The sequence below is a fragment of the Paenibacillus polymyxa M1 genome (genome assembly GCF_000237325.1).
Taxonomy (GTDB): domain Bacteria; phylum Bacillota; class Bacilli; order Paenibacillales; family Paenibacillaceae; genus Paenibacillus; species Paenibacillus polymyxa_C.
Genome location: NC_017542.1, coordinates 2,145,258 through 2,170,063, shown reverse-complemented (window position 1 = coordinate 2,170,063; position 24,806 = coordinate 2,145,258). Strand labels below are relative to the sequence as shown.

At 46.0% G+C, this 24,806-nt stretch carries 23 protein-coding genes and 2 pseudogenes; 1 reads left to right on the top strand and 24 read right to left on the bottom strand.

The annotated features are described in order from the left end of the window. Positions 1-6 precede the first annotated feature (6 nt). The 16 genes from fliJ to PPM_RS09800 all read right to left on the bottom strand — a co-directional run bounded on the left by fliJ (position 7) and on the right by PPM_RS09800 (position 16,862). Positions 7-450, bottom strand: coding sequence for a flagellar export protein FliJ (gene fliJ, locus PPM_RS09875; protein ID WP_013370677.1), 444 nt, complete (start codon positions 448-450; stop codon positions 7-9). Positions 451-460: 10 nt separating this feature from the next. Further along, positions 461-1,780 carry a flagellar protein export ATPase FliI gene (fliI, locus tag PPM_RS09870; protein ID WP_013370676.1) on the bottom strand — a complete coding sequence of 440 codons (1,320 nt, stop codon included), beginning with the start codon at positions 1,778-1,780 and terminating at the stop codon, positions 461-463. Then, positions 1,767-2,603: a FliH/SctL family protein gene (locus PPM_RS09865; RefSeq protein WP_013370675.1), complete on the bottom strand. Its 837-nt coding sequence runs from the start codon at positions 2,601-2,603 to the stop codon at positions 1,767-1,769. The genes fliI and PPM_RS09865 overlap by 14 nt, the downstream gene beginning before the upstream one ends. Further along, the gene (gene fliG, locus PPM_RS09860; protein ID WP_013370674.1) at positions 2,596-3,612 is read right to left on the bottom strand and encodes a flagellar motor switch protein FliG; all 1,017 of its coding nucleotides are present in this window, start codon (positions 3,610-3,612) and stop codon (positions 2,596-2,598) included. The genes PPM_RS09865 and fliG overlap by 8 nt, the downstream gene beginning before the upstream one ends. Before the next feature lie 11 nt (positions 3,613-3,623). Further along, entirely contained in the window at positions 3,624-5,207 is a 1,584-nt protein-coding gene (gene fliF, locus PPM_RS09855; protein ID WP_013370673.1) for a flagellar basal-body MS-ring/collar protein FliF, read from the bottom strand. A 37-nt stretch (positions 5,208-5,244) separates the two neighbouring features. Then, complete coding sequence (fliE, locus tag PPM_RS09850) at positions 5,245-5,559, bottom strand: flagellar hook-basal body complex protein FliE (RefSeq protein WP_007430020.1); 315 nt, start codon at positions 5,557-5,559, stop codon at positions 5,245-5,247. Positions 5,560-5,598: 39 nt separating this feature from the next. Beyond that, a complete protein-coding gene (gene flgC, locus PPM_RS09845; protein WP_013370672.1) occupies positions 5,599-6,051 on the bottom strand; it encodes a flagellar basal body rod protein FlgC in 453 nt (150 codons plus the stop codon). A 6-nt stretch (positions 6,052-6,057) separates the two neighbouring features. Next, on the bottom strand, positions 6,058-6,465 hold the full coding sequence (gene flgB, locus PPM_RS09840) for a flagellar basal body rod protein FlgB (protein ID WP_013370671.1): 408 nt from the start codon (positions 6,463-6,465) through the stop codon (positions 6,058-6,060). Positions 6,466-6,872: 407 nt separating this feature from the next. Then, complete coding sequence (gene hslU, locus PPM_RS09835; RefSeq protein ID WP_013370670.1) at positions 6,873-8,273, bottom strand: ATP-dependent protease ATPase subunit HslU; 1,401 nt, start codon at positions 8,271-8,273, stop codon at positions 6,873-6,875. Between the two features lie 36 nt (positions 8,274-8,309). After that, positions 8,310-8,852 carry an ATP-dependent protease subunit HslV gene (gene hslV / locus PPM_RS09830; RefSeq protein ID WP_013370669.1) on the bottom strand — a complete coding sequence of 181 codons (543 nt, stop codon included), beginning with the start codon at positions 8,850-8,852 and terminating at the stop codon, positions 8,310-8,312. Positions 8,853-8,878: 26 nt separating this feature from the next. Next, on the bottom strand, positions 8,879-10,219 hold the full coding sequence (trmFO, locus tag PPM_RS09825; RefSeq protein WP_013370668.1) for an FADH(2)-oxidizing methylenetetrahydrofolate--tRNA-(uracil(54)-C(5))-methyltransferase TrmFO: 1,341 nt from the start codon (positions 10,217-10,219) through the stop codon (positions 8,879-8,881). A gap of 27 nt (positions 10,220-10,246) precedes the next feature. Next, positions 10,247-12,349: a type I DNA topoisomerase gene (gene topA / locus PPM_RS09820; RefSeq protein ID WP_013370667.1), complete on the bottom strand. Its 2,103-nt coding sequence runs from the start codon at positions 12,347-12,349 to the stop codon at positions 10,247-10,249. A 215-nt stretch (positions 12,350-12,564) separates the two neighbouring features. Beyond that, positions 12,565-13,683: a DNA-processing protein DprA gene (dprA, locus tag PPM_RS09815; RefSeq protein WP_043885927.1), complete on the bottom strand. Its 1,119-nt coding sequence runs from the start codon at positions 13,681-13,683 to the stop codon at positions 12,565-12,567. A gap of 229 nt (positions 13,684-13,912) precedes the next feature. After that, complete coding sequence (gene sucD, locus PPM_RS09810) at positions 13,913-14,842, bottom strand: succinate--CoA ligase subunit alpha (protein WP_013370665.1); 930 nt, start codon at positions 14,840-14,842, stop codon at positions 13,913-13,915. Positions 14,843-14,891: 49 nt separating this feature from the next. Next, on the bottom strand, positions 14,892-16,052 hold the full coding sequence (sucC, locus tag PPM_RS09805; protein ID WP_013370664.1) for an ADP-forming succinate--CoA ligase subunit beta: 1,161 nt from the start codon (positions 16,050-16,052) through the stop codon (positions 14,892-14,894). Between the two features lie 339 nt (positions 16,053-16,391). Then, entirely contained in the window at positions 16,392-16,862 is a 471-nt protein-coding gene (locus PPM_RS09800; RefSeq protein WP_013370663.1) for a MarR family winged helix-turn-helix transcriptional regulator, read from the bottom strand. A 147-nt stretch (positions 16,863-17,009) separates the two neighbouring features. Here PPM_RS09800 and PPM_RS09795 point away from each other — a divergent pair, with 147 nt between their 5' ends. Continuing rightward, a complete protein-coding gene (locus tag PPM_RS09795) occupies positions 17,010-17,438 on the top strand; it encodes an organic hydroperoxide resistance protein (RefSeq protein ID WP_013370662.1) in 429 nt (142 codons plus the stop codon). 278 nt (positions 17,439-17,716) lie between these two features. Here PPM_RS09795 and PPM_RS09790 read toward each other — a convergent pair whose 3' ends face one another. The 8 genes and pseudogenes from PPM_RS09790 to PPM_RS09760 all read right to left on the bottom strand — a co-directional run bounded on the left by PPM_RS09790 (position 17,717) and on the right by PPM_RS09760 (position 24,773). Beyond that, positions 17,717-19,336, bottom strand: a complete 1,620-nt coding sequence (locus PPM_RS09790) for a YifB family Mg chelatase-like AAA ATPase (protein ID WP_013370661.1) — start codon at positions 19,334-19,336, stop codon at positions 17,717-17,719. A gap of 178 nt (positions 19,337-19,514) precedes the next feature. Continuing rightward, positions 19,515-19,732 (bottom strand): annotated as a pseudogene (locus tag PPM_RS29960) (EscU/YscU/HrcU family type III secretion system export apparatus switch protein). Continuing rightward, positions 19,710-19,799: a hypothetical protein gene (locus tag PPM_RS30610; protein ID WP_412534815.1), complete on the bottom strand. Its 90-nt coding sequence runs from the start codon at positions 19,797-19,799 to the stop codon at positions 19,710-19,712. The pseudogene PPM_RS29960 and the gene PPM_RS30610 overlap by 23 nt, the downstream one beginning before the upstream one ends. 1,037 nt (positions 19,800-20,836) lie before the next feature. Beyond that, positions 20,837-21,049: pseudogene (locus PPM_RS30490) on the bottom strand (ATP-binding protein); the annotation flags it as partial. Positions 21,050-21,260: 211 nt separating this feature from the next. Beyond that, the gene (locus tag PPM_RS09775) at positions 21,261-21,812 is read right to left on the bottom strand and encodes a nitroreductase family protein (protein ID WP_013370657.1); all 552 of its coding nucleotides are present in this window, start codon (positions 21,810-21,812) and stop codon (positions 21,261-21,263) included. 155 nt (positions 21,813-21,967) lie between these two features. After that, positions 21,968-22,351: a YraN family protein gene (locus tag PPM_RS09770; RefSeq protein WP_013370656.1), complete on the bottom strand. Its 384-nt coding sequence runs from the start codon at positions 22,349-22,351 to the stop codon at positions 21,968-21,970. Then, positions 22,351-22,650 (bottom strand): EscU/YscU/HrcU family type III secretion system export apparatus switch protein, encoded by a 300-nt coding sequence (locus PPM_RS09765; protein WP_013370655.1) that lies wholly within the window; start codon positions 22,648-22,650, stop codon positions 22,351-22,353. Before PPM_RS09765 ends, PPM_RS09770 begins: the two co-directional genes overlap by 1 nt. After that, the gene (locus PPM_RS09760) at positions 22,647-24,773 is read right to left on the bottom strand and encodes a hypothetical protein (protein WP_013370654.1); all 2,127 of its coding nucleotides are present in this window, start codon (positions 24,771-24,773) and stop codon (positions 22,647-22,649) included. The genes PPM_RS09765 and PPM_RS09760 overlap by 4 nt, the downstream gene beginning before the upstream one ends. Positions 24,774-24,806: the final 33 nt, after the last annotated feature.

Genomic DNA, 24,806 nt, shown 5'->3' with positions numbered 1-24,806 from the left:
TTCCGCTTACCGGGCTTTCATGGCAAATCGCACGGAAGCCATTTCATCCAGCTCATTCTGCTCGCGCAGGAGCATTTCCTGTTGGAATTTCACGTTGGCCTTCTCTCTTGCTTTCAGCCAAACTTGTTCATCCAGCATTTTATCGGTCAAAACGGTTTGTTTGCTTTGCACATTTTGCTGCGCATATTGAACATCCCTATGCTTGCGTGTAATACATTGGTCCAGATGATTGACATAAGCTTGTAATTCCTGAATGCTAGAGAGTGGCGCGCAATCTTCGGCAGCCTTTTGAATGGCTGATATGACCCGATTCCTTTCGCCTATAAGCTGTGTTAATGTCTGCTCCTCAACCTGCAATTGTCCAACAGCACTGGAAAGCAGCCATTCGGCCTGTGACTTTTCGTTCGTTTTCAAGTCTACAACTTTTTGAAAGGAATACTGAAATCTCATCGTTCAACCTTCATCTCCTCGTAAATTCAGAAATCAAACGTTCTCGTACTTCGTCCAGCTCAGCCTTTTCATCGGTTCTTTGTCTTGTAAAATCCCATATATCCCGTATGCGCTCCATAGATTCGTCAATTTCTGCATTCGAACCCTGTTGATAAGCCCCAATGTTAATCAGGTCCTCTGAATCTTTGTAAATGGCCATCAAGCGCTTAATGTTTTCGGCAGCGTCTATCTGATCTCGTGTTGCAATGTCCTTCATGACCCGGCTAATACTTGCTAAAACATCAATTGCGGGAAAATGTCCTTTGTTCGCAATCCCGCGGTTCAAGACAATGTGTCCATCCAATATCCCGCGCACCGCATCCGCGATGGGTTCGTTCATGTCGTCACCATCAACCAGCACTGTATAAAAAGCGGTTATGGAGCCAGTAGGACCTGTCCCTGCGCGTTCCAGAAGCTTAGGCAGACTAGCAAACACAGATGGAGTGTATCCTCTCATTGCTGGTGGCTCACCCACCGCTAGACCGACTTCACGCTGGGCCATCGCATATCGGGTAACTGAATCCATCATTAACATGACATTCAACCCGCGATCCCGAAAATATTCCGCTATCGTCGTTGCAATAAGTGCACCCTTAATGCGGATCAACGCAGGTTGGTCGGAAGTGGCCACAATGACTACAGAGCGTTCTAGTCCCTCAGGACCCAAATCCCGTTCAATAAAGTCCAGCACCTCGCGTCCACGTTCTCCGATCAAGGCAATTACGTTCACATCTGCTTCCGTATTACGGGCAATCATACCCATCAAAGTACTCTTACCTACACCCGAACCCGCAAAAATACCAACCCGTTGTCCTTTGCCAATCGTAAGCAACCCGTCAATTGCACGTACTCCGATACTAATGGGTTCCTGCACACGCGGACGATTCAGCGGATTGGACGGTATATTGAAGGTTGAATATCTCGCCATTCGCGAGGGAATCAGTGATCCGTCCAAAGGCTGACCCAAACCATCGAGCACTTTGCCTAACAGTTCCGAACCAACCTGCACATTCAGCGGCTTCCCTGTTCCTACGACATCACAACCAGGACCAATGGATTGTAGTTCTCCAAGTGGCATCAGAAGCACTTTATTGTCTCTGAAGCCAACAACCTCTGCCTGCAATGGCTTTGCCGCTTTGCCCGGATAAATATAACAAACATCCCCGATACTCGCGTCTGGACCTTCCGACTCAACCATCAAGCCGATAACCTGTGTAACCTTGCCATTCACCCGAACTGGGTCCAGCTGTCGCAAATGATCCATGTAGCGCTGTGCATTAAGCCCCTTCATGTCTTCGCTCCTCATTTTCATGTGCCAGACGCAGTAGTTCCTTTTTAATCTCAGCTAATTGCGTATCGATCCGGGCGTCCACGCTTCCAAAGGAAGAACGGATGACGCAACCGCGATCCTTTACGGTACCATCCGGAATAATTTGCAGTTCTGCCTGCGAATCGACAGTTAATGACAATTCTTCCCGCGCACCTTGCACAAATGCGAAATGCTGAGGCGACACACACAATGTAATGATTCCTTTTTCTCGCTTACGAGCCAAATTTTTGCGAATTAACTCAATTGTATATTCCGGTTCAAGACTAAGCTGTTTTTCAATGACCTTCTCGGCAATCGCACTACTCAGTTCAACCAAAAAAGGCTCTGCTTCCTGAATCAGTTGTTCCTTAATCTCATAGGCCTGACGCAGAATATCTTGTGCTTCTTCCATCATCTGCTCCGATTTCGTCTGAAGCTCAGCCTCAGCCAGCTTCTGGCCTTCTTCATATCCTTGTTGAAATCCATCTGCTTTTATCGACTGAATCAACTGATCGTCATGCTCGCGTCGTTCCTGCCACCAATCTTCAATCTGCTGCTGTGCTTCCTGAAGCATTCGTTCCGCTTCTTCAGCCGCCTCGCGTACCTGACGTTCGGCAAAGTCCTTAGCATCATTCAACATTTCATCTCGGAGCCGTTCTGCCTCATAATCTCGCTGAGGCTCTGGCTCCGTATATTCAGTTGTAATTTCTTCATCCGTCGTTTCTGGCACGTACGTATGTGCCACATCAATCGTTTTCAAAGCCTCTACAGGCACATATTGGAAAGATTTAATCAAGTTAGACAATGATGTCATCTCCTCCGCCGCGTGCGATTATAATCTCACCGGCCTCTTCCAATCTGCGGATCGTTGAAACGATACGTGTTTGTGCTTCTTCCACATCACGCAGCCGCACCGGTCCCATGTACTCCATTTCCTCTTTGAAGGTTTCTGCCATACGTTTCGACATATTTCGGAAAATCACATCGCGTACTTCTTCACTGGACACTTTAAGTGCCAATTGCAAGTCTGCATTGTCGATATCGCGGATAATGCGTTGAATGGACCGGTTGTCCACGTTGACAATATCCTCGAATACGAACATTCTTTTCTTGATTTCCTCAGCCAGTTCAGGGTCTTGAATTTCAAGCGAGTCGAGAATTGTACGCTCGGTTCCGCGGTCTACGCCATTCAAAATCTGAACGATAGACTCGATACCGCCTGCATTCGTGTAATCCTGCGTCGCAGTTGCCGAGAGCTTTTGCTCCAATACTCTCTCCACTTGAGAGATGACTTCCGGAGATGTACTGTCCATGACAGCAACACGCCGGGCCACATCTGCCTGCTTTTCTTGTGGTAAGGACGATAGAATTGCCGCCGCTTGCTCAAACTGCAAGTATGAAAGCACGAGAGCAATGGTTTGCGGATTCTCATTTTGTATAAAATTCAATATTTGGTTCGGATCAGCCTTACGAGCAAAATCGAAAGGTCTCACCTGTAATGTCGCTGTCAAACGGTTAATGACCTCAACTGCTTTTTGCGATCCAAGCGCTTTTTCCAATATTTCTTTAGCGTAATTAATACCGCCTTGGGAAATGTACTCCTGAGCCAGACAAATTTGATGAAACTCGGCCATAATGGAGTCCTTTTCAATGGCATCGACCTTCCGTACATTGGCAATTTCCAATGTAAGTTGCTCGATCTCTTCATCACGCAAATGCTTGAATATTTGAGCAGATACTTCTGGCCCCATTGTGATCAAAAGAATAGCTGCTTTCTGTCTTCCCGTTAAACCTTGACTGCTTGCCTTTGCCAATGAACTCACCTCTATTCGTCAGCCAGCCATGTACGAAGCAGATTGACGAATTCGTCGGGTTTCTTTTTCGCCAGACTTTCAAGCTGTTTACGCACTTGACTTTCATTTGTCACACTTTCCATGGTAATGGACGGGAATTCCGTCGGCGTTGGCATGAGTTGCAATTCTTCATCCAACTCTTCTTCCTGATTACGACGACTGCGTACGATGAAGAAGATTACACCCGCCAACAGTGCCAGAACTGCAGCTCCGATGCCCCACATCCACGGGTTGGAAGCTGAGAAGAATGTATTGGTACTCGTAGGCGCCGGAGCAGCTTGCGAGAACACTGAAACCTTTTTAGCCAAATCAGCGTCTGTAAAAGTAGTACCGGAATTCGCCAGTGATGCTCTTACAATATTAACCAAGATATTTTGAATTGCTGTCTGAGTTGCAGTATCCAACGTTTGCTGACCTGTTGGTGGTTCAACTGCTACATTAATGGTTAAATCTTTTACAGTGTATGGACTTTGGATAATATCCCTTGCAATTCGGTTAACTTCGTAGTTAATCGTACTTGAGCTCTTATCCGAGCTGGTATTGCCGGAATTGGCTCCTCCAGGGTAACCCGGGACATCCTGCGTTCCTGTCCCTGCAACTCCTCCGGTTTGTCCACTACTGCCCGTATAACTTTCCTGGATTTGTTGGGCACTAATTTCAATACCCTTCATTTTCGTTTGGTCAACAGGTGTGACCATTTGTTCCTTTGATGTTACTTTGTCGAAATTTAGCTGGGACATAACCAGCACGTTTACCTTGTCGTCTCCAACAATTTTCGACAAAAATTGTTGAACATTATTCCTTACATCGCTCTCAAACTTCTTCTGTAGAGCCATGTTTTCCTGAACACCACTTGTGAGTCCACCTTGGCCGCCCTTGGCCGTTGGAATCAACTCATATTCCTTATTCGTGATCGTAATATTTTCTACTGGCAAATTCGGTACAGCCGTTTTTACCAGGTTAAAATATCCGTCGATCGCTTGTTGATTGGGAGTAAAGCCAGGTTCAAATTCCATTTGAACCGAAGCAGATGCTTTGTCCTTTTCTTCAAGTCCGGCAAAGATATTTTCCTTTGGCATATTAATGACGGCTTTGGAGCTTTGGACACCATCCATCCGTTCCAACAGTTGCTGTACTTCGCCGTTCAATGCGTTATTGTACTTCACATTGAACTCGTTCTCCGTCATACCTATGGCCGAGGAGGACTGGTCAAAGGCGCTCATGCCGATTGACCCTTTCTGTATCAGGCCTTGAGACCCAACATCTACCTTCGCCTTATCTGCATTTGCGGTTGGGACTGAAATTTGTGTCCCACCAGCATTAAGCTGATACGGTATACCCGCAGAATCGAGATATTTAATGACCCCAGCGGCATCATTTGCATTTAGATCCTGGAAGGCCACTTCATACTCAGTTTTGGTAAACTGCATCGTTAGCACTACAATGGCGATAATGATGAATGCTAATGTCGAAACAAGTAATATCTTCTGTTTTTTGCTGAAATTATTCCAATATCCGGAAATTTTATCCCGGTATTGGGCGATTCTCTCGTTCACTCCGTCACCCCATCCGAAACTTTGCTAAACCCTCACTTTACATCTGTGTACGCATGATCTCCTGATAGGCTTCGATCGCTTTGTTTCGGACCTGTGTAGTAAGCTGCAGGGAAAGCAGCGCTTGTTGTGAAGTGATCATGACCTGATCTACATCAACTTTGCCTGCCATGAATTGGTCGGACATCTGGTGTGTAGCGGCTTCCTGCTGCCCTACTTCATTGAGAGCATCCTTTAAGAAGGAGCCAAAATCCTTCAAGGATTCGGAAGGCGTCGCTTTCGTCAACTCATTGTTAGGCGATTGAATCTGCTGTATTACCGGTGTCTGTACGTTAAACATGGCGTTCTGAATCATGTTTTACTCTCCCTATTAAGTAGTTAGTAGTCCTGGAACTTAGCGACCGATTTCAAGCGCTTTGGAAACCATCGCCTTTGAAGCATTCAGAGCTGTTACATTGGCTTCGTATGAGCGTGTTGCGGAAATCATGTCGACCATTTCTTTCATTATGTCTACATTAGGCATATATACATAGCCATCTTTATCAGCGTCCGGATGACCCGGATTGTACACTGGTTTCAAAGGTGACTGATCTTCCTGAATTTGCGAAACTTTAACGCCAGCGGCGCTTGTACTACTTCCTTCCATTTGAGCCTTCAAAACATCGGCAAAGCCAGATTGGTTAGGCTCCAAAACAACCGTTTTTCTCCGATATGGAATTGCTTGTCCATTCTCCACCTTCGCCCGAGTTGTCTCTGCGTTGGCAATGTTGCTCGATATAACGTCCATCCGCAACCGTTGGGCCGTAAGAGCAGATGCACTAATATCAAAGCCGTTGTTAATCTTCACCTCGTCCTATCTCCCTTCTACCGCTGTTCTCATCATTTTGATGCGCTCATTAATTTCTTGGATGTAGGTATTATATCTTAGTTGATTTTCAGCCATAAGACTCATTTCCCTGTCTATATCTACGTTGTTCATGTTGTTATTCATGACTGAGTACCCATCTTTGATGACCGTGGCATCAGGAATGGAGTTCACAGGTCCTATTTGAAAATGTCTTGAATTGGTTACTTTTCCACGCAATGGCGTAACATCACCGTCCATTTGCTGCTGAAGCAGTTCTTCAAATGAAACCTCCGAACGCTTGAAATACGGGGTATCCGCATTGGAAATATTATCGGCCATCACACGTTGTCTCGTATTGGCCGCCTGTACACCTGCCTGAAGCTTTTGAAAGCTTACATCACCCAGCAGATTCATTTAGCTCCTCCCTCCAGCGTCTACTCCAAAGTAAGATTCAATAAAACAAGATTTTTCACTTTTTTTCGACAATAAAATTTCATAATTATACATTTCTTTTAGGTCTTAAGTAGAAAATCTTAACTTTCTGTCATATATTCTAAGTTTCGTAGAGTTGGGACCTAATTACAATAAGAAAAAAGCCCTATCTTTTTTAAAAAAGAGGGCTTTAGATGCATAAAATGTTAAATTTTTCAGGTTTTTTTCAAGAAAAAGAATGTTTTCTTAGCACTTTACACCTGTAAAAGATTATACGTCCTACTTTTGGAATAGACAGAAAAATCATCAACTTAACCTGTGTCTAGGACTAAACGACGGTGCAAGATAGTGTTATTCTGGACCACACACCCTATTTTTAGACACCCTGTTCATAAAATATACTGACTAAGGTCCCTGTTTTGGGCAATATCTCCCAGCTTCTCACGCACATATTCCGGGGTGATGATCATACGATCCAATGTAAGCTCTGGGGCTTCAAATGACAGATCCTCCAGCAGCTTCTCTAAGATGGTATGCAAACGCCGTGCGCCGATATTTTCGGTGTTGCGATTAACGGACTCGGCAATACTAGCGATCTCACGGATCGCTTCCGCAGAAAATTCGACTTCTATTTCCTCGGTGCGGAGCAACTCGGTGTATTGCTTGGTCAGCGCATTTTTAGGCTCCGTCAATATCGACACAAACTCATCCAAGGTCAGACTACTTAGCTCCACACGGATTGGAAAACGACCTTGAAGCTCTGGGATCAGGTCTGACGGTTTAGCCACATGAAAAGCCCCAGCGGCAATAAACAGAATGTAGTCTGTTCTTACCGGGCCGTATTTGGTCATAATGGTAGAGCCCTCGACAATAGGTAAAATATCGCGTTGGACTCCTTCTCTCGACACATCAGGGCCACTTCCCTTGCCTTGGCTGGCAATCTTATCTATTTCATCAATAAAAATAATACCGGATTGCTCAGCACGCTTCACAGACTCCTGAATCACATCATCCATATCGATCAACTTGGCTGCTTCATCTTGAATCAGTACCTTGCGGGCTTCCTTGATTGGTAGCTTGCGCTTCTTCGTCCGCTTAGGAAGGAAACTTCCGAACATCTCCTGCATATTCATACCCATTTGTTCATTCCCTTGCCCAGCAAACATATCGAGCATATTGGGTGCGGTATCCTCCACATCAATCTCTATGACATCATCCTCAAGTTTACCGGACAACAGATCAAATTTAGCCTTGCGTCGCTTCTCTGCTAAGGTTCCGTCCTGTTGTGGTGGTTCTTCTTCTACCGAAGTCCCTGTGTTATTGCCAAACAGCATTTCAAAAGGATTACGTTGCGATTTATTTGACTTTTCTGCAGGTACAAGGATATTGACAATCCGTTCATTTGCCATGTCCTCCGCTTTGTCTTTCACATTCTCTGTTCGTTCCGACTTGACGATACGGATAGAGGTTTCCATTAGATCCCGCACCATGGATTCTACATCACGACCGACGTAACCCACTTCTGTAAATTTGGTGGCCTCTACCTTGACAAAAGGAGCTCCCACGAGCCGTGCAAGTCTACGTGCAATTTCAGTTTTACCCACACCTGTCGGTCCGATCATCAAAATATTTTTAGGCACAATTTCATCCCGAATATCATCCGGCAGTTTACTACGCCGATAACGATTACGCAAGGCAACAGCAACTGATTTTTTAGCTTCCTTTTGTCCGACAATATACTTATCCAGCTCGGATACCACTTGTCTGGGCGTCAACGATTGATTATTCATTTTGCACTCCTCCACCCTTGAATACTCAGAGCCGACTTACAATTCTTCCACGATAATCTGACTGTTCGTATACACACATATTTCCGAAGCAACCTCTAACGCTTCCCGTGCCATGTCCTTTGCTTCCATACCAGAGCCATGACGTTTGAAAGCACGGGCAGCTGCCAATGCAAAATTACCACCTGAGCCAATGGCCAACACATCATCGTCAGGTTCAATAATTTCTCCGCCTCCAGAAATGAGCAGCATCCCGGATGAGTCCATCACAATCATCAGCGCTTCCAGCTTGCGTAGTACACGATCCTGCCGCCAGTCTTTGGCCAGTTCTACAGCAGCCCTTTGAAGATTGCCGTGATGTTCCTCCAGCTTATTTTCAAACTTTTCAAACAATGTGATAGCATCGGCCACCGAACCCGCAAATCCCGCAACGACCTGCCCACGATACAATCTGCGCACTTTTTTAGCCGTTTGCTTCATCACAACACTGTTGCCGAACGTTACCTGCCCATCACCCGCAATAGCTCCTTTGCCATTATGGCGTACAGCACAGATGGTGGTAGCATGAAAGGACATATCCATAACGCGCTCCTCCTTTTCCTTCATCCTTATGCCTGTACTTCTGTTGACATAACTCCCGTTTGGTTGATATAACCGCGCAAACTTTCCAACGCGCGATTAGCGAGAGCTTCATTTTTTTCCTTTTTGTTACGAATGCGTGTCTCCAGCTTTGGGAGCAGACCAAAGTTTGCATTCATCGGTTGGAAATGTTTGAAATCAGCAGTTGTAATATATCGTGCCATGCTGCCTAGTGTCGTTTCCGCAGGAAATACGAACATTTCCTGCCCACGTGCTGCTCGTGCCGCATTTATACCAGCCAGCAGACCTGAGGCCGCCGACTCTACATAACCCTCTACACCAGTCATTTGTCCGGCAAAGAACAGATTACTTCTTCCCTTGAACTGATAAGTTGGGTGAAGCTGCTGTGGAGAATTAATGAAGGTATTGCGATGCATCACGCCATAACGTACAAACTCTGCCTCTTCAAGTCCCGGAATCATTGAAAACACACGCTTTTGCTCCCCCCATTTGAGGTGAGTCTGGAAACCAACCAGATTATATAGCGTACCTGCAGCGTTGTCTTGTCGAAGCTGAACAACTGCATAGGGTAGTTCTCCTGTATGTGGATTTACGAGGCCTACAGGTTTCATCGGTCCAAACAATGCCGTTTGTTTCCCACGTTGCATCATTACTTCGATAGGCATACATCCTTCGAAGTAGATTTCTTTTTCGAACTCCTTGACTTGTGCCACCTCAGCAGTAATCAAAGCCTCATAGAAAGCATCAAATTCCGCTTCGTTCATCGGACAATTTAAGTAAGCTGCTTCTCCTTTATCATAACGGGAAGCCAGATAGACCTTGCTCATATCGATGGAGTCCTTCTCTACAATCGGAGCTGCCGCATCGTAGAAATAAAAATACTCCTCTCCCATCAGCGTTTTGATCTGTTCTGACAAAGCTGGAGAAGTTAATGGTCCCGTTGCAACGACCACGATACCGTCCTGCGGGAGTTCCTGGAGTTCTTCATTAACGACCTCGATCAAAGGATGTTGATGAAGCGTATCTGTAATATGACCGGAAAATCCATCACGATCCACTGCCAATGCCCCACCAGCCGGAACAGCATGGCGATCTGCCGCACTCAGAACCAAAGAGTTTAGTATTCTCATCTCTTCCTTCAGTACGCCTACTGCATTCGTCAGACCGTTCGCGCGCAAGGAATTACTACATACTAATTCGGCAAATTTATCCGTATGATGCGCGGGTGTTTTTACAACCGGTCTCATTTCATATAACTTAACTGGCACTCCACGGCTTGCAATTTGCCAGGCAGCTTCGCTGCCCGCCAAACCTGCTCCGATGACCGTTACCTTTTGTAGTTCACTCACTTTTAAATCCCCCTGCTATCTTTGTTCTTAAGAAGTCTCTACACTCTCATCGCTCTCCTCCAGCATTTCGCTGTGATCGCAGACGGTACAGTTGAGCTTCGTTCCCTGTTTAGTACGTTTTTCGACCATTAGGCCACTGCAACTTGGACAAGGCTTGATGGACGGTTTATCCCAGGATACAAAATCACATTCTGGGTAACGGTCACATCCGTAAAAGACACGTCCTTTTTTACTTCGTCGTTCGACGACATGTCCCTCACCGCATGTAGGACAATTCATCCCGATATCCTTGACAATTGGCTTGGTGTTACGGCAATCCGGGAAAGCAGAGCAGGCCAGAAATTTACCAAAGCGGCCCAGCTTATACACCATGGGGCTGCCACACTTGTCACAGATGACGTCGGATACTTCATCCTTAATTTCAATTTCTTTCATTTCTTCTTCAGCCACTTCGAGACGCTTCTCGAATGACTCGTAAAAGTCACTCAACACCTTGACCCAATCACCTTCGCCTTCTTCGACGTGGTCAAGATCACCTTCCATATTGGCTGTAAATTCTACATTCAGAATCTCTGGAAAAAATTCTTCCATCTGCTCGATGACCAACTCTCCCAGCTCGGTAGGGAAGAATTTCTTCTCCTCAATAGCGACGTAACCGCGCTTCTGAATGGTTTCCAGCGTCGGTGCATACGTACTCGGGCGTCCTATACCCAGTTCCTCCAGCGTCTTCACCAGTCGTGCTTCCGTATAGCGAGGAGGCGGTTGTGTAAAATGCTGCTTTGGTTCAACCGATTCCTTTTTCAGCTTATCGCCGGGTTGGAGTGGCGGCAACAGCTTATCTTCTTCGGTTTTACCGTCGTCATTCCCCTCCACATACACTTTCATGAAGCCTGGAAAGCGAACCTTTGAACCGGCTGCTCGGAATATCGCCTCGCCTGCTTCAATATCAACGGACAAAGTATCCATAATAGCGGAAGCCATCTGACTCGCCATAAAACGTTCCCATATCAGTTTGTACAATCGGAACTGATCTCTACTCATAAAAGGCTTAACAGTTTCCGGATCACGCAAGGCGGAGGTTGGACGAATCGCTTCATGCGCATCCTGAGCATTAGCCGACTTTTTTGAATACTGACGAGGACTTTCAGGCACAAAATCTTCGCCATATTTTTGAACGATGACCTCTTTCGCTTCCTCTTGAGCCGAAGTGGCGATCCGTGTGGAATCCGTACGCATATACGTAATCAGACCCACAGTCCCTTCTTTTCCTAAATCCACACCCTCATACAGCTGCTGCGCTACAGACATCGTTTTAGATGCCCGGAAGTTGAGCTTTCGAGCCGCCTCTTGCTGCAAGGAACTTGTTGTGAATGGAGGAGACGGATTGCGTAAACGCTCCTTCTCTTTCACATCGCGCACCTTGTAAGACGATTTTCCGATAGCTTCTAACACTTCTTGTACATCCGCTTCGCTAGAGAGCTCTTTCTTTTCGCCGTGTAGCTTATGGAATTTCGCTTCAAAAGTGCTGTCTTTAATAGCTAATTTAGCTGTGATCGTCCAGTATTCTTCCGGTACAAACTCATTGATCTCGTTTTCCCGGTCCAGAATAATTTTCACTGCAACCGACTGTACACGCCCAGCAGACAGACCCTTCTTTACCTTTTTCCAGAGCAATGGACTTATTTTATAACCGACAAGCCGATCCAATATCCGTCGTGCCTGCTGCGCATTGACCAAATCCATGTTGATCTTGCGGGGGGTTTTAAAAGCATCTTTGACAGCCTGCTTCGTTATTTCATTAAACACCACACGACAATCCGCCGTATCGTCCAGTTCCAGCGCATGCGCCAGATGCCAAGCAATAGCCTCGCCTTCGCGATCCGGGTCAGCCGCCAGATATACTTTTTTTACTTTTTTTCGGGCATCCTTTAACTCTTTTAGTATTGAGCCTTTACCTCGAATGGTAATATATTTGGGATTAAAATCATTTTCAACCTCTACACCGATCTGGCTCTTAGGTAAATCCCTGATATGACCCATGGAAGCCTTGACGATATATTTGCTGCCTAAGTATTTGCCGATCGTCTTCGCCTTGGAAGGCGATTCCACGATGACGAGTGAATCCGCCATAGGCTCTTCCTCCTCTCAATTACACACATGAATATGATAAACTTCCTGAAATGTGGTGAGCTATAGTTCGTTAATACGAGCTATAAATTCAACACATTTCAGGAAGTGGGGAAGGAGTAGGAATCCGCGATGCGAATAAACGCTAATTTCCCTCCACCTATGTTTAAAATTGAATTTTACGCATTTACTAACTAAGGATTTGACAAAAACAATGACTAAATAAGCTTGTATTTTGTGCCCGCTAGCTGAGCGATCCTTTTTTTTATGATTAACGATAACAGAACTGCGTGTAAAAGTCCAAAATCCCATGCCGTAGCATCAAGCAGTTCATCCAGTGTCATGGTTCCTTGTTCCAGCAGCAGCACTACGCGCTTTTCCTCAGAAGTCTCACTTTCTGATGCTTTGGAGACTTTCTTAAGATTAAGACTCTGTTCTCTATTGTATGAAGAAACCTGCCTTGTACGCAAATCTGCTTCATACTCCTCAATAATATCCGAAGCTTCAGTGACCGTTTTGGCTCCTTGCTTAATCAAGTTCAGCGTGCCTTTACTCTTCGGTGACGTAATGGGTCCAGGAACAGCAAACACATCTCGATTTGCCTCCAGCGCAGCATCCGCTGTAATCAAGGAACCGCTTCTAGCGTCTGCTTCTACAACGAGCGTCCCCTTCGTTAAACCGGCAATAATGCGATTACGTTGTGGAAACATCCCCGGATGAGACCTCGTACCTGGAGGATACTCCGATACGATTAGACCTTTACTAGCCATCTCTGCAAACAAAGAGGCATTTTGGGGAGGATAAATTTGGTCAATTGCTGTTCCAAGTACACCAATCGTGTTGCCTCCCTGGCGCAGGGCTGTTTCGTGACAAATACTGTCAATCCCTCTCGCCAATCCACTAACCACTGTAATCCCTGCATTACATAATTCCTCAGTTAGTATCTCCGCTGCTCTACGACCATACGCAGTAGGAACGCGAGTTCCTACCATGGCTACAGAACATGTGTGCAAAAGTGATTTATCCCCTTTTGTATACATCACCCAAGGAGGGTCAACTGTTTCCTTCATTAATAAGGGGTAATCTTTGTCCACATAAGTTACCGTACCAATATCACTGGATTGAATTCGCTGATATCGTTCATGCACCCATTCTTCATCGTAACACTGTGCCGCAATGCGTGCCTGTGTGGGACTTAAGCCTATCTCAATCCACTTTTGTTCGCTAAAATGCAGTAGCTCATGCAATCGATAATCACTCGACCAAATACGCTGAATAGTTCTTCTTCCGATTCCCTCTAACTCATGTAGACCTAATAAAAGCCATCTTTCTTCCAAACTGTGGTTCCCCCATTCATGGAAGAGTGAACCCTTCCTTATTTTGTGGCACAACGGATCATTTTGCAAGCGTTTCCCTGATAAGCCTGTATCAACGCAAAAAAAAAGCAACCTTTTCATCCCCTGTTTCAGAAGATAAAAAGGTTGCTTACCTTTCTTTCATTATACACTAGCCAGCAGCAAATTTCGATGTTGATTTACAGCCTGTATATTAATGAAGAAACACGATTTAATGTGTTGTACACAAGTTCAAAATACCACGTGCTTCCAACACACTTACCAGTGTCGAGCCCATTTCGGAAGGAGTCGGTGCCACCTTGATCCCGCAGGCTTCAAGCGTTGCAATCTTCTCTTTTGCCGTTCCTTTTCCGCCAGAAATAATGGCGCCTGCATGCCCCATCCGTTTGCCTGGAGGCGCAGTCACACCACCGATAAAACCAACGACTGGCTTCGTCATATTATCCCTGATCCACTCGGCAGCCTCTTCCTCAGCTGTACCACCGATTTCTCCGATCATAATGACAGCGTGAGTGTTGGGGTCCTCATTGAAGCGATGTAAAATATCGATGAATTCCGAACCTTTAACTGGGTCACCGCCAATACCAACCGCTGAAGATTGACCTATACCTCGAGTGGTTAACTGATGCACTGCCTCATAGGTCAAAGTACCACTACGTGACACAACGCCTACATGACCAGGCAGATGAATGTAACCTGGCATGATACCAATCTTACACTCTCCTGGCGTAATAACGCCCGGACAGTTAGGGCCAATCAGAACGGTCTTTTTACCTTCCATAAAACGTTTGACCTTGATCATATCAAGTACCGGAATCCCCTCTGTGATACAAATCACGAGGTCCAGTTCCGCATCCACAGCCTCCAAAATGGAATCCGCTGCGAAAGCCGGCGGCACATAAATGACGCTAGCAGTTGCGCCCGTAGCTTCCTTGGCTTCGCTTACTGTGTTAAACACTGGCAGTTTGACCTGTTGTCCGTTTTCCAGTGTAATTTCTACCTCGGTGCCTCCCTTACCTGGAGAGGTGCCACCTACCATCTGTGTACCGTAATCAAGTGCACCTTTGGCATGGAACAACGCCGTTTTTCCCGTAATCCCCTGTGTAATCACCTTTGTATGCTTATCGACCAAAATACTCACGATCTTCACATCCCCTATCGTTTATTCGGCATATCGGAATGCAAACAGGCTATTGAACAAGTTCAACGATTTTTTGGGCACCATCGGCCATGGAATCGGCTGCCACAATATTCAAACCGGATTCCGCTAAAATCTGTTTGCCGAGCTCAACATTTGTCCCTTCAAGACGGACAACAAGCGGACGAGTCAGCCCCAACTGTTTGGCAGCCTCCACGACGCCGTTCGCAATGATGTCGCACTGCATAATCCCGCCGAAAATGTTGACGAAAATACCTTCTACCTTCGGATCGGACAAAATGATTTTGAACGCTTCGGTTACTTTTTCCGTCGTTGCACCGCCACCAACGTCCAGGAAATTGGCCGGATCACCACCGTAATATTTGATAATATCCATCGTGGCCATTGCCAACCCCGCACCATTGACCATACAGCCAATATTTCCGTCCAGAGCGATATAGCTTAGATCATATTTAGATGCCTCAATTTCCTTCTCATCTTCTTCATCCAAATCACGTAATTCCAAAATATCCTTGTGACGGAACAACGCATTAGAATCGAAATTCAATTTGGCATCCAGCGCCAGTACATTCCCATCACCCGTAACGACTAGGGGATTAATTTCTGCAATCGAACAGTCCTTGTCCACAAAAGCTTCGTAAAGCGCCAGCATAAACTTGACCGCTTTATTCACCAGCTCATTGGGAATATTAATCTCATACGCCAGCTTACGAGCTTGATGCACCTGAAGCCCAATTGCTGGATCAACAACTGCTTTAAAAATCTTCTCCGGAGTAGCCGCAGCCACCTCTTCGATTTCCGTACCGCCTTCTTCGGAGGCCATCAATACGATGCGTCCAGTCGCGCGATCCACGACAACGCCTACGTAATATTCTTTGCGAATATCACAGCCTTCCTCAATCAAAAGACGTTTGACCTCTTTACCTTCAGCTCCGGTCTGATGTGTCACTAGCACCTTACCCAAAATTTCAGAAGCAATAGTCCGCACCTCATCCAAGCCTTTGGCAACTTTTACGCCACCCGCTTTACCGCGTCCACCAGCATGAATTTGTGCTTTTACGACCGTAACAGCGCTTCCAAGCGATTCTGCCGCAGCAACGGCTTCTTCCACCGTGTAGGCAACCTTGCCGTTCGGTACAGCCACTCCGTACTGCTTTAATACTTCTTTACCCTGATATTCATGGATATTCATTCTGGAATCCTCCTATCAACATGACTGCAACAAGGGCGGTTCACAAGGAAATCTATACTAAACCTACATCATTGTAACATGTTTTTAAAACGCTTTCCTTATAATTCAACCTCATGAATTACAGTATTTTGATATCATTATCATTCCCAAAATCGAATGTTTGGATATTATTGGATTTTGCTTTTTAATACAAATTCACACAAAAAAGCACCTCCACAAAATGGGATTACCTAATCCGCAATGAGAGGCACTTTATTTCATTAGACTTTAAATAGCATTTTTTCTTTCAGTTAAGAACAACTCATGTCATAAATTCACAAGAGCAACCGAAAGTACCTGTTATGATTTTTCAATTTGTACATTCGCTTGATGAACACGATCGAGCAGATCATTAAACTGAAGCAGAAGCGACCCAAATTGATCATGAGTCATACTTGTTTTTTCCTGTATGCATCCTGGTACAGACAGGGCTTTATCCCGCAACGCTCTTCCCTCTGTCGTTAAAGAAATCAGCACCTTACGCTCATCTTGAGTGGAACGCTTTCGATCGATCAGCCCGGCATTCTGCAACCTCTTTAATAGTGGAGTTAGTGTGCCGGAATCCAAATATAACGCCTCACCCAATTCCTTCACTGTACACTCTTCACGCTCCCAGAGCACGATAAGTACCAAATATTGTGAGTACGTTACACCAAGCTTTTCTAGATAAGGCTGGTACAGCTTTGTAATCTCTCTGGAGCATGCATATATGGCAAAGCATAACTGATTATCAAGTTTCAACGCCGCGTGTTCATTAGAATTGTTTTCCATGCTGTCTAGTCACCTACTTTCGTCATTATTTTAGCACATTATATAGCAAAGTACATTCTAATTGCATAAAATACTTTACAAAAAATAATTATTTTGATAAATTAAATTGTGTAAAATACAAATTGAGCGAGAGGCAGTGATTGGATTATGATGACCATTCAACAAAAAATGTATGAAACAACAGTAAAAGCAGTTGGTGGACGTAACGGTTATATCGAGTCTTCTTCCCCTGAACTTCGTTTAGATATTGATACTCCAAAAGAAATGGGTGGCGCCGGCGGTACAGGTACGAATCCAGAGCAGCTATTCGCAGCAGGCTATTCTGCTTGCTTTGACAGTGCTTTAAATATGGTCGCTCGCATGCAACGTGTTAAACATGAAGGTACCGAAGTCACAGCTACGGTCCATTTTGGCAAAGTCGAAGACGGCGGCTTCGGAATCGGAGTAAACCTCGACGTTCTGGTCAAAGGCGTTGATCATGAAACTGCGGTAAAACTGGTGGAAGGCGCACATGAACAATGTCCATACTCCCGCGCTACCCGCGGTAATATTGAAGTGAAGCTGAACGTTTTGTAACATAGAGTTAGAATGAATTTCACAACAAGCCCCTCAACCATATTGGTCGAGGGGCTTGTTGTTTTTCCATCAAGTAACATGGGAGATGATGCATAATCGTATATACGAAATTGATATACTCATAGTATAATCACTATTGTCATAATCTTTTTTGCTTCTCCAGGTCTTTTTGCCTGGAGCTTTTTTTTGTCCTTATTTCCGTTTTCTCTCGTATACATACCCTTTGGAAAAACTTTTTCATAAAAATGATGTACTGTATCTGCTATTTTATCGCCTTTTTACATTTCGGGAAAATTGGAATTTGCTCTATCCATCTGGCGGTATTGAATAGCTTCAGCCACATGTGAAGTCGTAATTTTCTCTGACTCCTGTAAGTCTGCAATGGTGCGGGACAGCTTGAGAATTCGATCATACGCACGCATGCTTAAACCAAGTGCATCCATCGTCTGGTCAAGCAACTCCGCTGCATTTTGTTCTAAAACCGCATATTTACGCAGCATCTGACCGGACAGCTCACTATTCCATGAAAAAGGAAGCTTGCTGTATCTGCGGATTTGTATTACTCGAGCAGCCAACACCTGCTTTCTCATATCAGCAGACGACAGTGATTCTTTTTCCTCCCGCCAATCCTTCGGTTGTGATACCTCAAGCTGAAGATCAATTCGATCCAGCAATGGACCGGAAATACGTGAGCGGTATCGAGCTACTGCTGCAGGTGAACAGGTACAGCGCTGATGTTCCGTGTTATTGCCGAAAAAGCCACAGTGACACGGATTCAAAGAAGCTGCAAGTAAAAAATGCGCCGGATACTTAAACACTGCACGTGAACGACTGATTGTAACATGGTGGTCTTCCAGAGGCTGCCGCAGCACTTCTAGTACATGACGGCTAAACTCAGGCAGCTCATCGAGAAATAAAATCCCTCGGTGTGCAAGACTGATTTCTCCTGGTTTGGGTATGCCTCCTCCGCCCACCAATCCAGCAGCAGAGATCGTATGATGAGGCGCACGGAAGGGACGAACATGCATGAGATGGGGCGATGAGTCCTTCCATTTTCCTGCTGCGCTGTATACCTTGGTCACTTCTAGCGACTCCTTTTCAGTCAAAGGCGGCAGGATCGAGGGCAACCTGCGGATGAGCATCGTTTTTCCAGCACCCGGCGGTCCCATAAGAAGAATATTATGCATTCCTGCTGCAGCGATAACTAACGCACGTTTGGCGTGTAGCTGACCCAATACATCGCTGTAATCTTCCATATTACTGATTAGCGCTTCTTGCTCACACAACGGTATATGCTCTGCTCGGGGTAAATGGTCATAGGAATGGATTATGACTTGTTCACTGGCAGTACAATTTTGATTGGTCACTTGGCCGTCCGGGGTGGCTTGTGCATGATCATTAACCGGGATAAGATCCACCAGATGGCGTATAGCGTAAATACGTATATCCGCAATTAGACGAGCCTCGCTTGCGTTTTCTTGAGGAAGCAGCACGGAATCGAATCCTTCTCGCTTGGCCAGATCAACCATAGACAACACCCCATTTACAGGACGAATGCTGCCATCTAGTGCCAGCTCGCCAATAAACAGCGTTCGTTCCCCTACTGGTAAGACAACCTGTCCACTGGTTGTCAGCAAGCCTAAAGCGATAGCAAGATCGAAAGATGAGCCTTCCTTACGCAAATCTGCAGGAGCTAAGTTAATCGTGACACGCTGGGACGGATATTTGAAACCGCAGTTTTTGATTGCTGCTCTCACACGCTCTACTGCCTCTCGAATCGCTGAATCCGGTAATCCGATAATCGCGGTCTGAGGCAAGCCATTGGACAAATCAGTCTCAACTTCGATCAGAACGCCATCTATCCCATATAGACAAGCTCCATGTAATTTTCCATACATATCAAAAAAGCACCTCTCCTCATATTGAAATGTCCCTCTCGGGAATCATTGCCTATATGAAAAAAGGTGCTTCCAAATTTTCATTTATTGCATATATAATATTCTAAATTTAGCTCTCAACCCTAATTTCAAATCCTCAACTAAGCTTATCTGACGACAGATTATTTGTCAATTAAGGTTAGCTTATCGACTGCTGGGGTACCTGGTCTTGATTCCGGGACTCGCCCAAATCCAGCTTGGACAGCACTTTAACTAGCGCAGCATCCTCCTGAACAGGAACACCATGTTCTTTGGCTTTTTCTAAAATGCTATCCGCAATGGGCCGCTCCCCTTGGCAACGACGATCGGCGCTTCGCTCTCACCAGGCGTATATTTAAGGGCGACCGCCTTCTTCATGGAAGGAGAAGAAGGTTCTAAGGGCTCTCCTGGAGAGCATCGTTTTTCCAGCACCCGGCGGTCCCATAAGAAGGATATTATGATACATTGTCACGCATTGAAAAACCAAGTAATATCAAGGGTTTGACAATACTAAGCGGTTTTTCTTTCGGCGGGAGATTGCTTTTTTCTTTTAGGCTCTATTAAACACATTTGTGATTTTCTTATAATTTCATAAATACTATCAATTTTAAATTTATCAGGAACGATGTATTGTCGAGTTTACTTTCCACGATGATGTAACTCTAAAAAGAAGAGAAGAAGCCGAAGGCTATGTAAGTCTGATGAGAAATTGAAGAAACAAAAAAAATCCTGAGATGTCAGGACTTTTTTTGCTCTGTGCGCTGCCGCGAATTCAACATTTTATTTCCGCGTAGTGGTGGGAGTTCTCAGTTTTCACCCGTGAGAAGTGCGTTTGGCAGGTCTGAACGATTAGAAAACCACGACTGAAAGTCGTATATTGAGGGGACTACCCCAGCCAGTATTCCCACGTACAATTACTATACCGTCGTCGTTCGGAACGACGTTATGGATCGTCATGGTAGCATCTCCCTGAAACGGTTTAACTTGACCGCTAAAAATGCCAATTTCCGAGATCGAGACAAGTACCCTACTTGAGGAATTAACAAACCCAGTCAGGTTCAAGCGCCTTTGGAATAAAAACGGACCTACATTGCTGATATTAAAAATGAATGCGGTACCTGCTTTAGTTCTTAGGCGACGCGTAGGTTTCAGAATTTTTCTAGAAGAATTTACTTTTCCCATTCGAATCAACTTCCCTTCTTTTTTGATAATATAGAATATGCTAGTTTTTATAGAATCGAAACAGACAAACGGATTGGAAAAAGTGACTATCTTTATCACTAGGCAATAAAAAAAGCCCCGCGATGTCAGGGCTATGGTCTAAAACTTGATTGAAGTGAGCGAACGAAAAACGACGGAGAGCTGCTCAAGCGGATTGCCACGCTACAAATGAAGATCAAGGAACTCCGTGAGAACGAATAGAATTACCGAGAGCTGCACGATTGGAGAAGATCCGCTGACCGTAAATTTGACGCTTTTATGGATCAGCAGAATATTATGCATTCTTGCTGCAGCGATAACTAACGCACGTTTGGCGTGTAGCTGACCCAATACATCGCTGTAATCCTCCATTATTACTGATCAGCGCTTCTTGCTCACGCAACGGTATATGCTCTGCTTGGGATAATGGTCATAGGAATGGATTATGACTTGTTCATTGGCAGTACAATTTTGATTGGTCGCTTGGCCGTCCGGTCAGAACGCCATCTATCCATATAGACAAGCTTCATGTAATTTTCCATACATATCAAAAAAGCACCTCTCCTCATATTGAAATGTCCCTCTCGGGAATCATTGCCTATATGAAAAAAGGTGCTTCCAAATCTTCATTTATTGCAAATATAATGTTCTAAATTAGCTCTCAACCCTAATTTCAAATCCTCAACTAAGCTTATCTGCCGACAGATTATTTGTCAATTAAGGTTAGCTTATCGGCTACTGGAGTACGTGGTCTTGATTCCGGGATAACTTCAGGATAGCCTGCATATATCATTCCAATTACCTTCTCACCTGGTTGAATTCCCAAGCAATCACGGAATTTAGGCGAATACAGAAATGGTTTTGTCACCCAAAACGTTCCGATCCCTTTGCTCCATGCAGCAAGCATAAAGTTTTGAACAAGCGCACTGACTGCTGCAAGATCCTCATCCCAAACCGCTTGACGCGGATCTTCTTCCATCACCACTAAAAGCTGAATCGGGTTGTGCAGAATTCCACTCTCAAACTTGTTGTCTTTACCAATATCGGCTGCAATGGCTTTTGCAAGCTTTTTCCGTCCCTCACCAGCAAACAACAGAAAACGCCACGGCTCACGCATTTTATGATTAGGAGCCCATACAGCGACGTTCAGTAGTTCTTTAATCGTATCTACCGGGATAGAGTCAGGTTTAAATCGTTTAATCGTCCGGCGTTCCTGAATTACATCTATGACATGTTCACTAAAGGTATGCTTTGTCACGTAAATCCTCCTTCACAGGTACAACGACTAGATATTCATTATAGAATGAAAATGATAACTATTCTCAATAAAATATACCTGCAGCTTTCCTTTCTGTCAACCTGTACATATGAATTCAGTCCTGTGTTCCAACATCCAAAGAAGTTCTTACTTTTTTAAAAGGCATCTATAAAATGGTCCGTAACAACAGCCGTTTCAGCAGATAATCGTACAGAAATCATATCAAAACGGATTGGAGATTCTCCCATTCCGTTCATATGCAAGTATACTGCGGCTGTTTGGCGAACCTGGGTTATTTTACGTGCAGTAACTGATTCGGCTGGTGTTCCATATTTAGAGCTGCTTCGGCTACGTACTTCAATAAATACGAGTATGTGCTCCTGCTTGGCAATCAGATCTATTTCTCCACTACGGCATCGCCAATTGCGCTCCAAGATACGATAACCCAAGTTTTCTAAAAACAAAGCCGCGGCTTCTTCGCCCATCGCTCCTTTGGCTTTCCGCTGGTCCTTGCCTCTAGTCTTCATTTCATTTCCCATCACCAGTCATCCCTTGGAGCAAGCCGATCCATTTGATATATATAGGTTAGCACCTCTGCTACCAACTGATAGAGTTCAGCAGGGATTTGCTCGTCCAAATCAAGTTTGGACAGCACTTCAACCAGCGCAGCATCCTCCTGAACAGGAACACCATGTTCTTTGGCTTTTTCCAAAATGCTATCCGCAATGCGGCCGCTCCCCTTGGCAACGACGATCGGCGCTTCGCTCTCACCAGGTGTATATTTAAGGGCGACCGCCTTCTTCATGGAAGGAGAAGGAGATTCCAAGGGCTCTTTCATATTTTAAGATCGACTCCTTTGTACGGCTGAGGCACATAGCTTTGTACCTCTGAAGAGGCGGGGCTGCTCTGTTCAGCCCTTGTGGGCATAGGCTCGGTACGCAGTGTTAAAAGTTGGTAGCCTAGCGACTCCAGCGCGGTACGAATGGACTCACGCCCACTCGTTAATAGCGAAGCCGCCCATTCCTGATCATTATGAAGCTTGAGACTTACAATCCGATCTACAACCTGCACATCCACCAGCGTTGGACCAAGCCCCTTCATGTCCAAATCAAACCAAAGTCGACAGTTGGAGGCATCCAGCTCTCCGCGTTTGCCACGGCGGGACTGAATCTGGATTGTAGCTGTTTCACGACCGTCCGGTCCAATAAACGGTATAAACATATGCACTTGTGCAAAAGGCGCCGTTCGGTCTGTATTTAGCAGCAGCTGCTGGCCTGTCAGGTGCTGTACAACCTGCTGAGCCGCCTCTTTCAAAGCGGACGGCAGGTCTTCGCTGCTCATTAACTGGAGCAGCGCTCCTTTAACGGTGTCTGCGGCCGCTGTCACGGAGTTGTCTGTCGTAGCCGCTAAACCCGGCAGCGTCTGCAACACTCCCTCAGGCGGCTCCGTACGTGCCGCCGCCCCTTGCGCGAGCTGCGCAGTCGAGCGGTGTACCTGCTGCTCGTGCTCTGCACCGAGCAGCTTCAGCACACGGCCTACCCACGGATCCTCCGTGGGGCTGAGCTGCATGCTGGGCGCCGCAGACTGTGAAGCAGTGGCATCCGCAGTCCGCGAAGCGCCAGCCGCTGGCTGCGTTACCTCTGCTGAGGACTGATCTGGCGCAGCCGTGCTCAGTTCGGGTGGCACTGCTGCACGCAGCTCTTGCAGCAGGAGGCGCAGCCGCTGGAGCGGCGCCTCTGGCACAGTAGCGTTGTTCGTCGCGGATGGTAGCGTAGAGCCAGCGGCTTGCTGTGCGGAAGGACGGTCTGCCGTGACTGCGTTTAAGGCAGACTTCGTCCCCGTAGACTCTGCCGTGGCCGGAGTTGGAGCACCATCGGCATCCTTAAGCTGCGTACCTGCCGCAGTGGCTTGCTGTTGTTGCTCCGCTTTGACGCGGGAGCCGTTTAATGCATCAGCAGCGCCCGATTCAGGCGCATTGGCACCAGCATCCAATACCACTGTCGCTCCTCGCCCGCTAACTGCTTGCGGTTTTTCTGAAGCAGTCCCGTTGGATGCAAATGCAGTAGATCCCGCCGAAGTATCCGAATCTGTAGCCAAAACACTCGCTTCGCTTACTGTAGCAGCGAGATTGGCTGCCTGAGTCCCTTTTAACAATTCCTTGCCGCCTGTGACTTGTTGTCCTGTTTCTGCCTGTTTTGTAGCAGCAGAGGCAGAAGCATCCTTGGACAATGTTAAAGCTTGGCCTTCCTGTCCCTCTGCAATCACCACAGAAGAAGTGCCTGTTGGACTAACTGACGTTCGGTCAGTGCTTTTTATTGTGGTTGCTTCCCCTACTGAACGGTCAGTAGGCGTTCCCTGTCCTTGCTGCTTTAACACCGCTTCAAGTTCTTGCTCCAACGATGACAACAAATCATTTAAAGGAGGCCCAAACATTGTTTGACGCAATCCATTTATGCTTTCGGCCGTTAATGGAAGTCCCCGCTGAAAGGCAACTGCCGCTGCCTGCACAAACGTTCCCAATTGTACATTGCCGCTTTGCTTCGACAAGGCTTCTTGCAAAGAAGCCGCATTTTCCGATGTCAACGGCACACCATTCTTTTGCATTGCCTGTATAAGCTCCCTGTTTTGAGCTGTATCCGGCAGTCCCACCGATTCCAATACGTCTGTCAGCGCTACGGTTTGCTGTGGCATATTGGCAGCATCATTCAGAGGCTTAAGCACAGTCATTCCGCTGGAAGAAGCCGGTTGTACCTGAAACGTTGCAGTCTGTCCAGGTTGAAGAGGGGTCTCCAGCTTTGCCCTGACTTGAGAACCCTGTATTTGCAATACAGCCTCGTCGCCGTCCTCAGACACCTTTAATACGACTCCTCTTACGACCTGGCCTGGCTGCATATCAAGTTTTTTCGCCTCTCCCGCCTTCACATCTCCAAGTAATCCCCGGAATACAGATCCGATGTTCATATCGCCCCTCCTCTCACTCTCCCCCTACTCAAA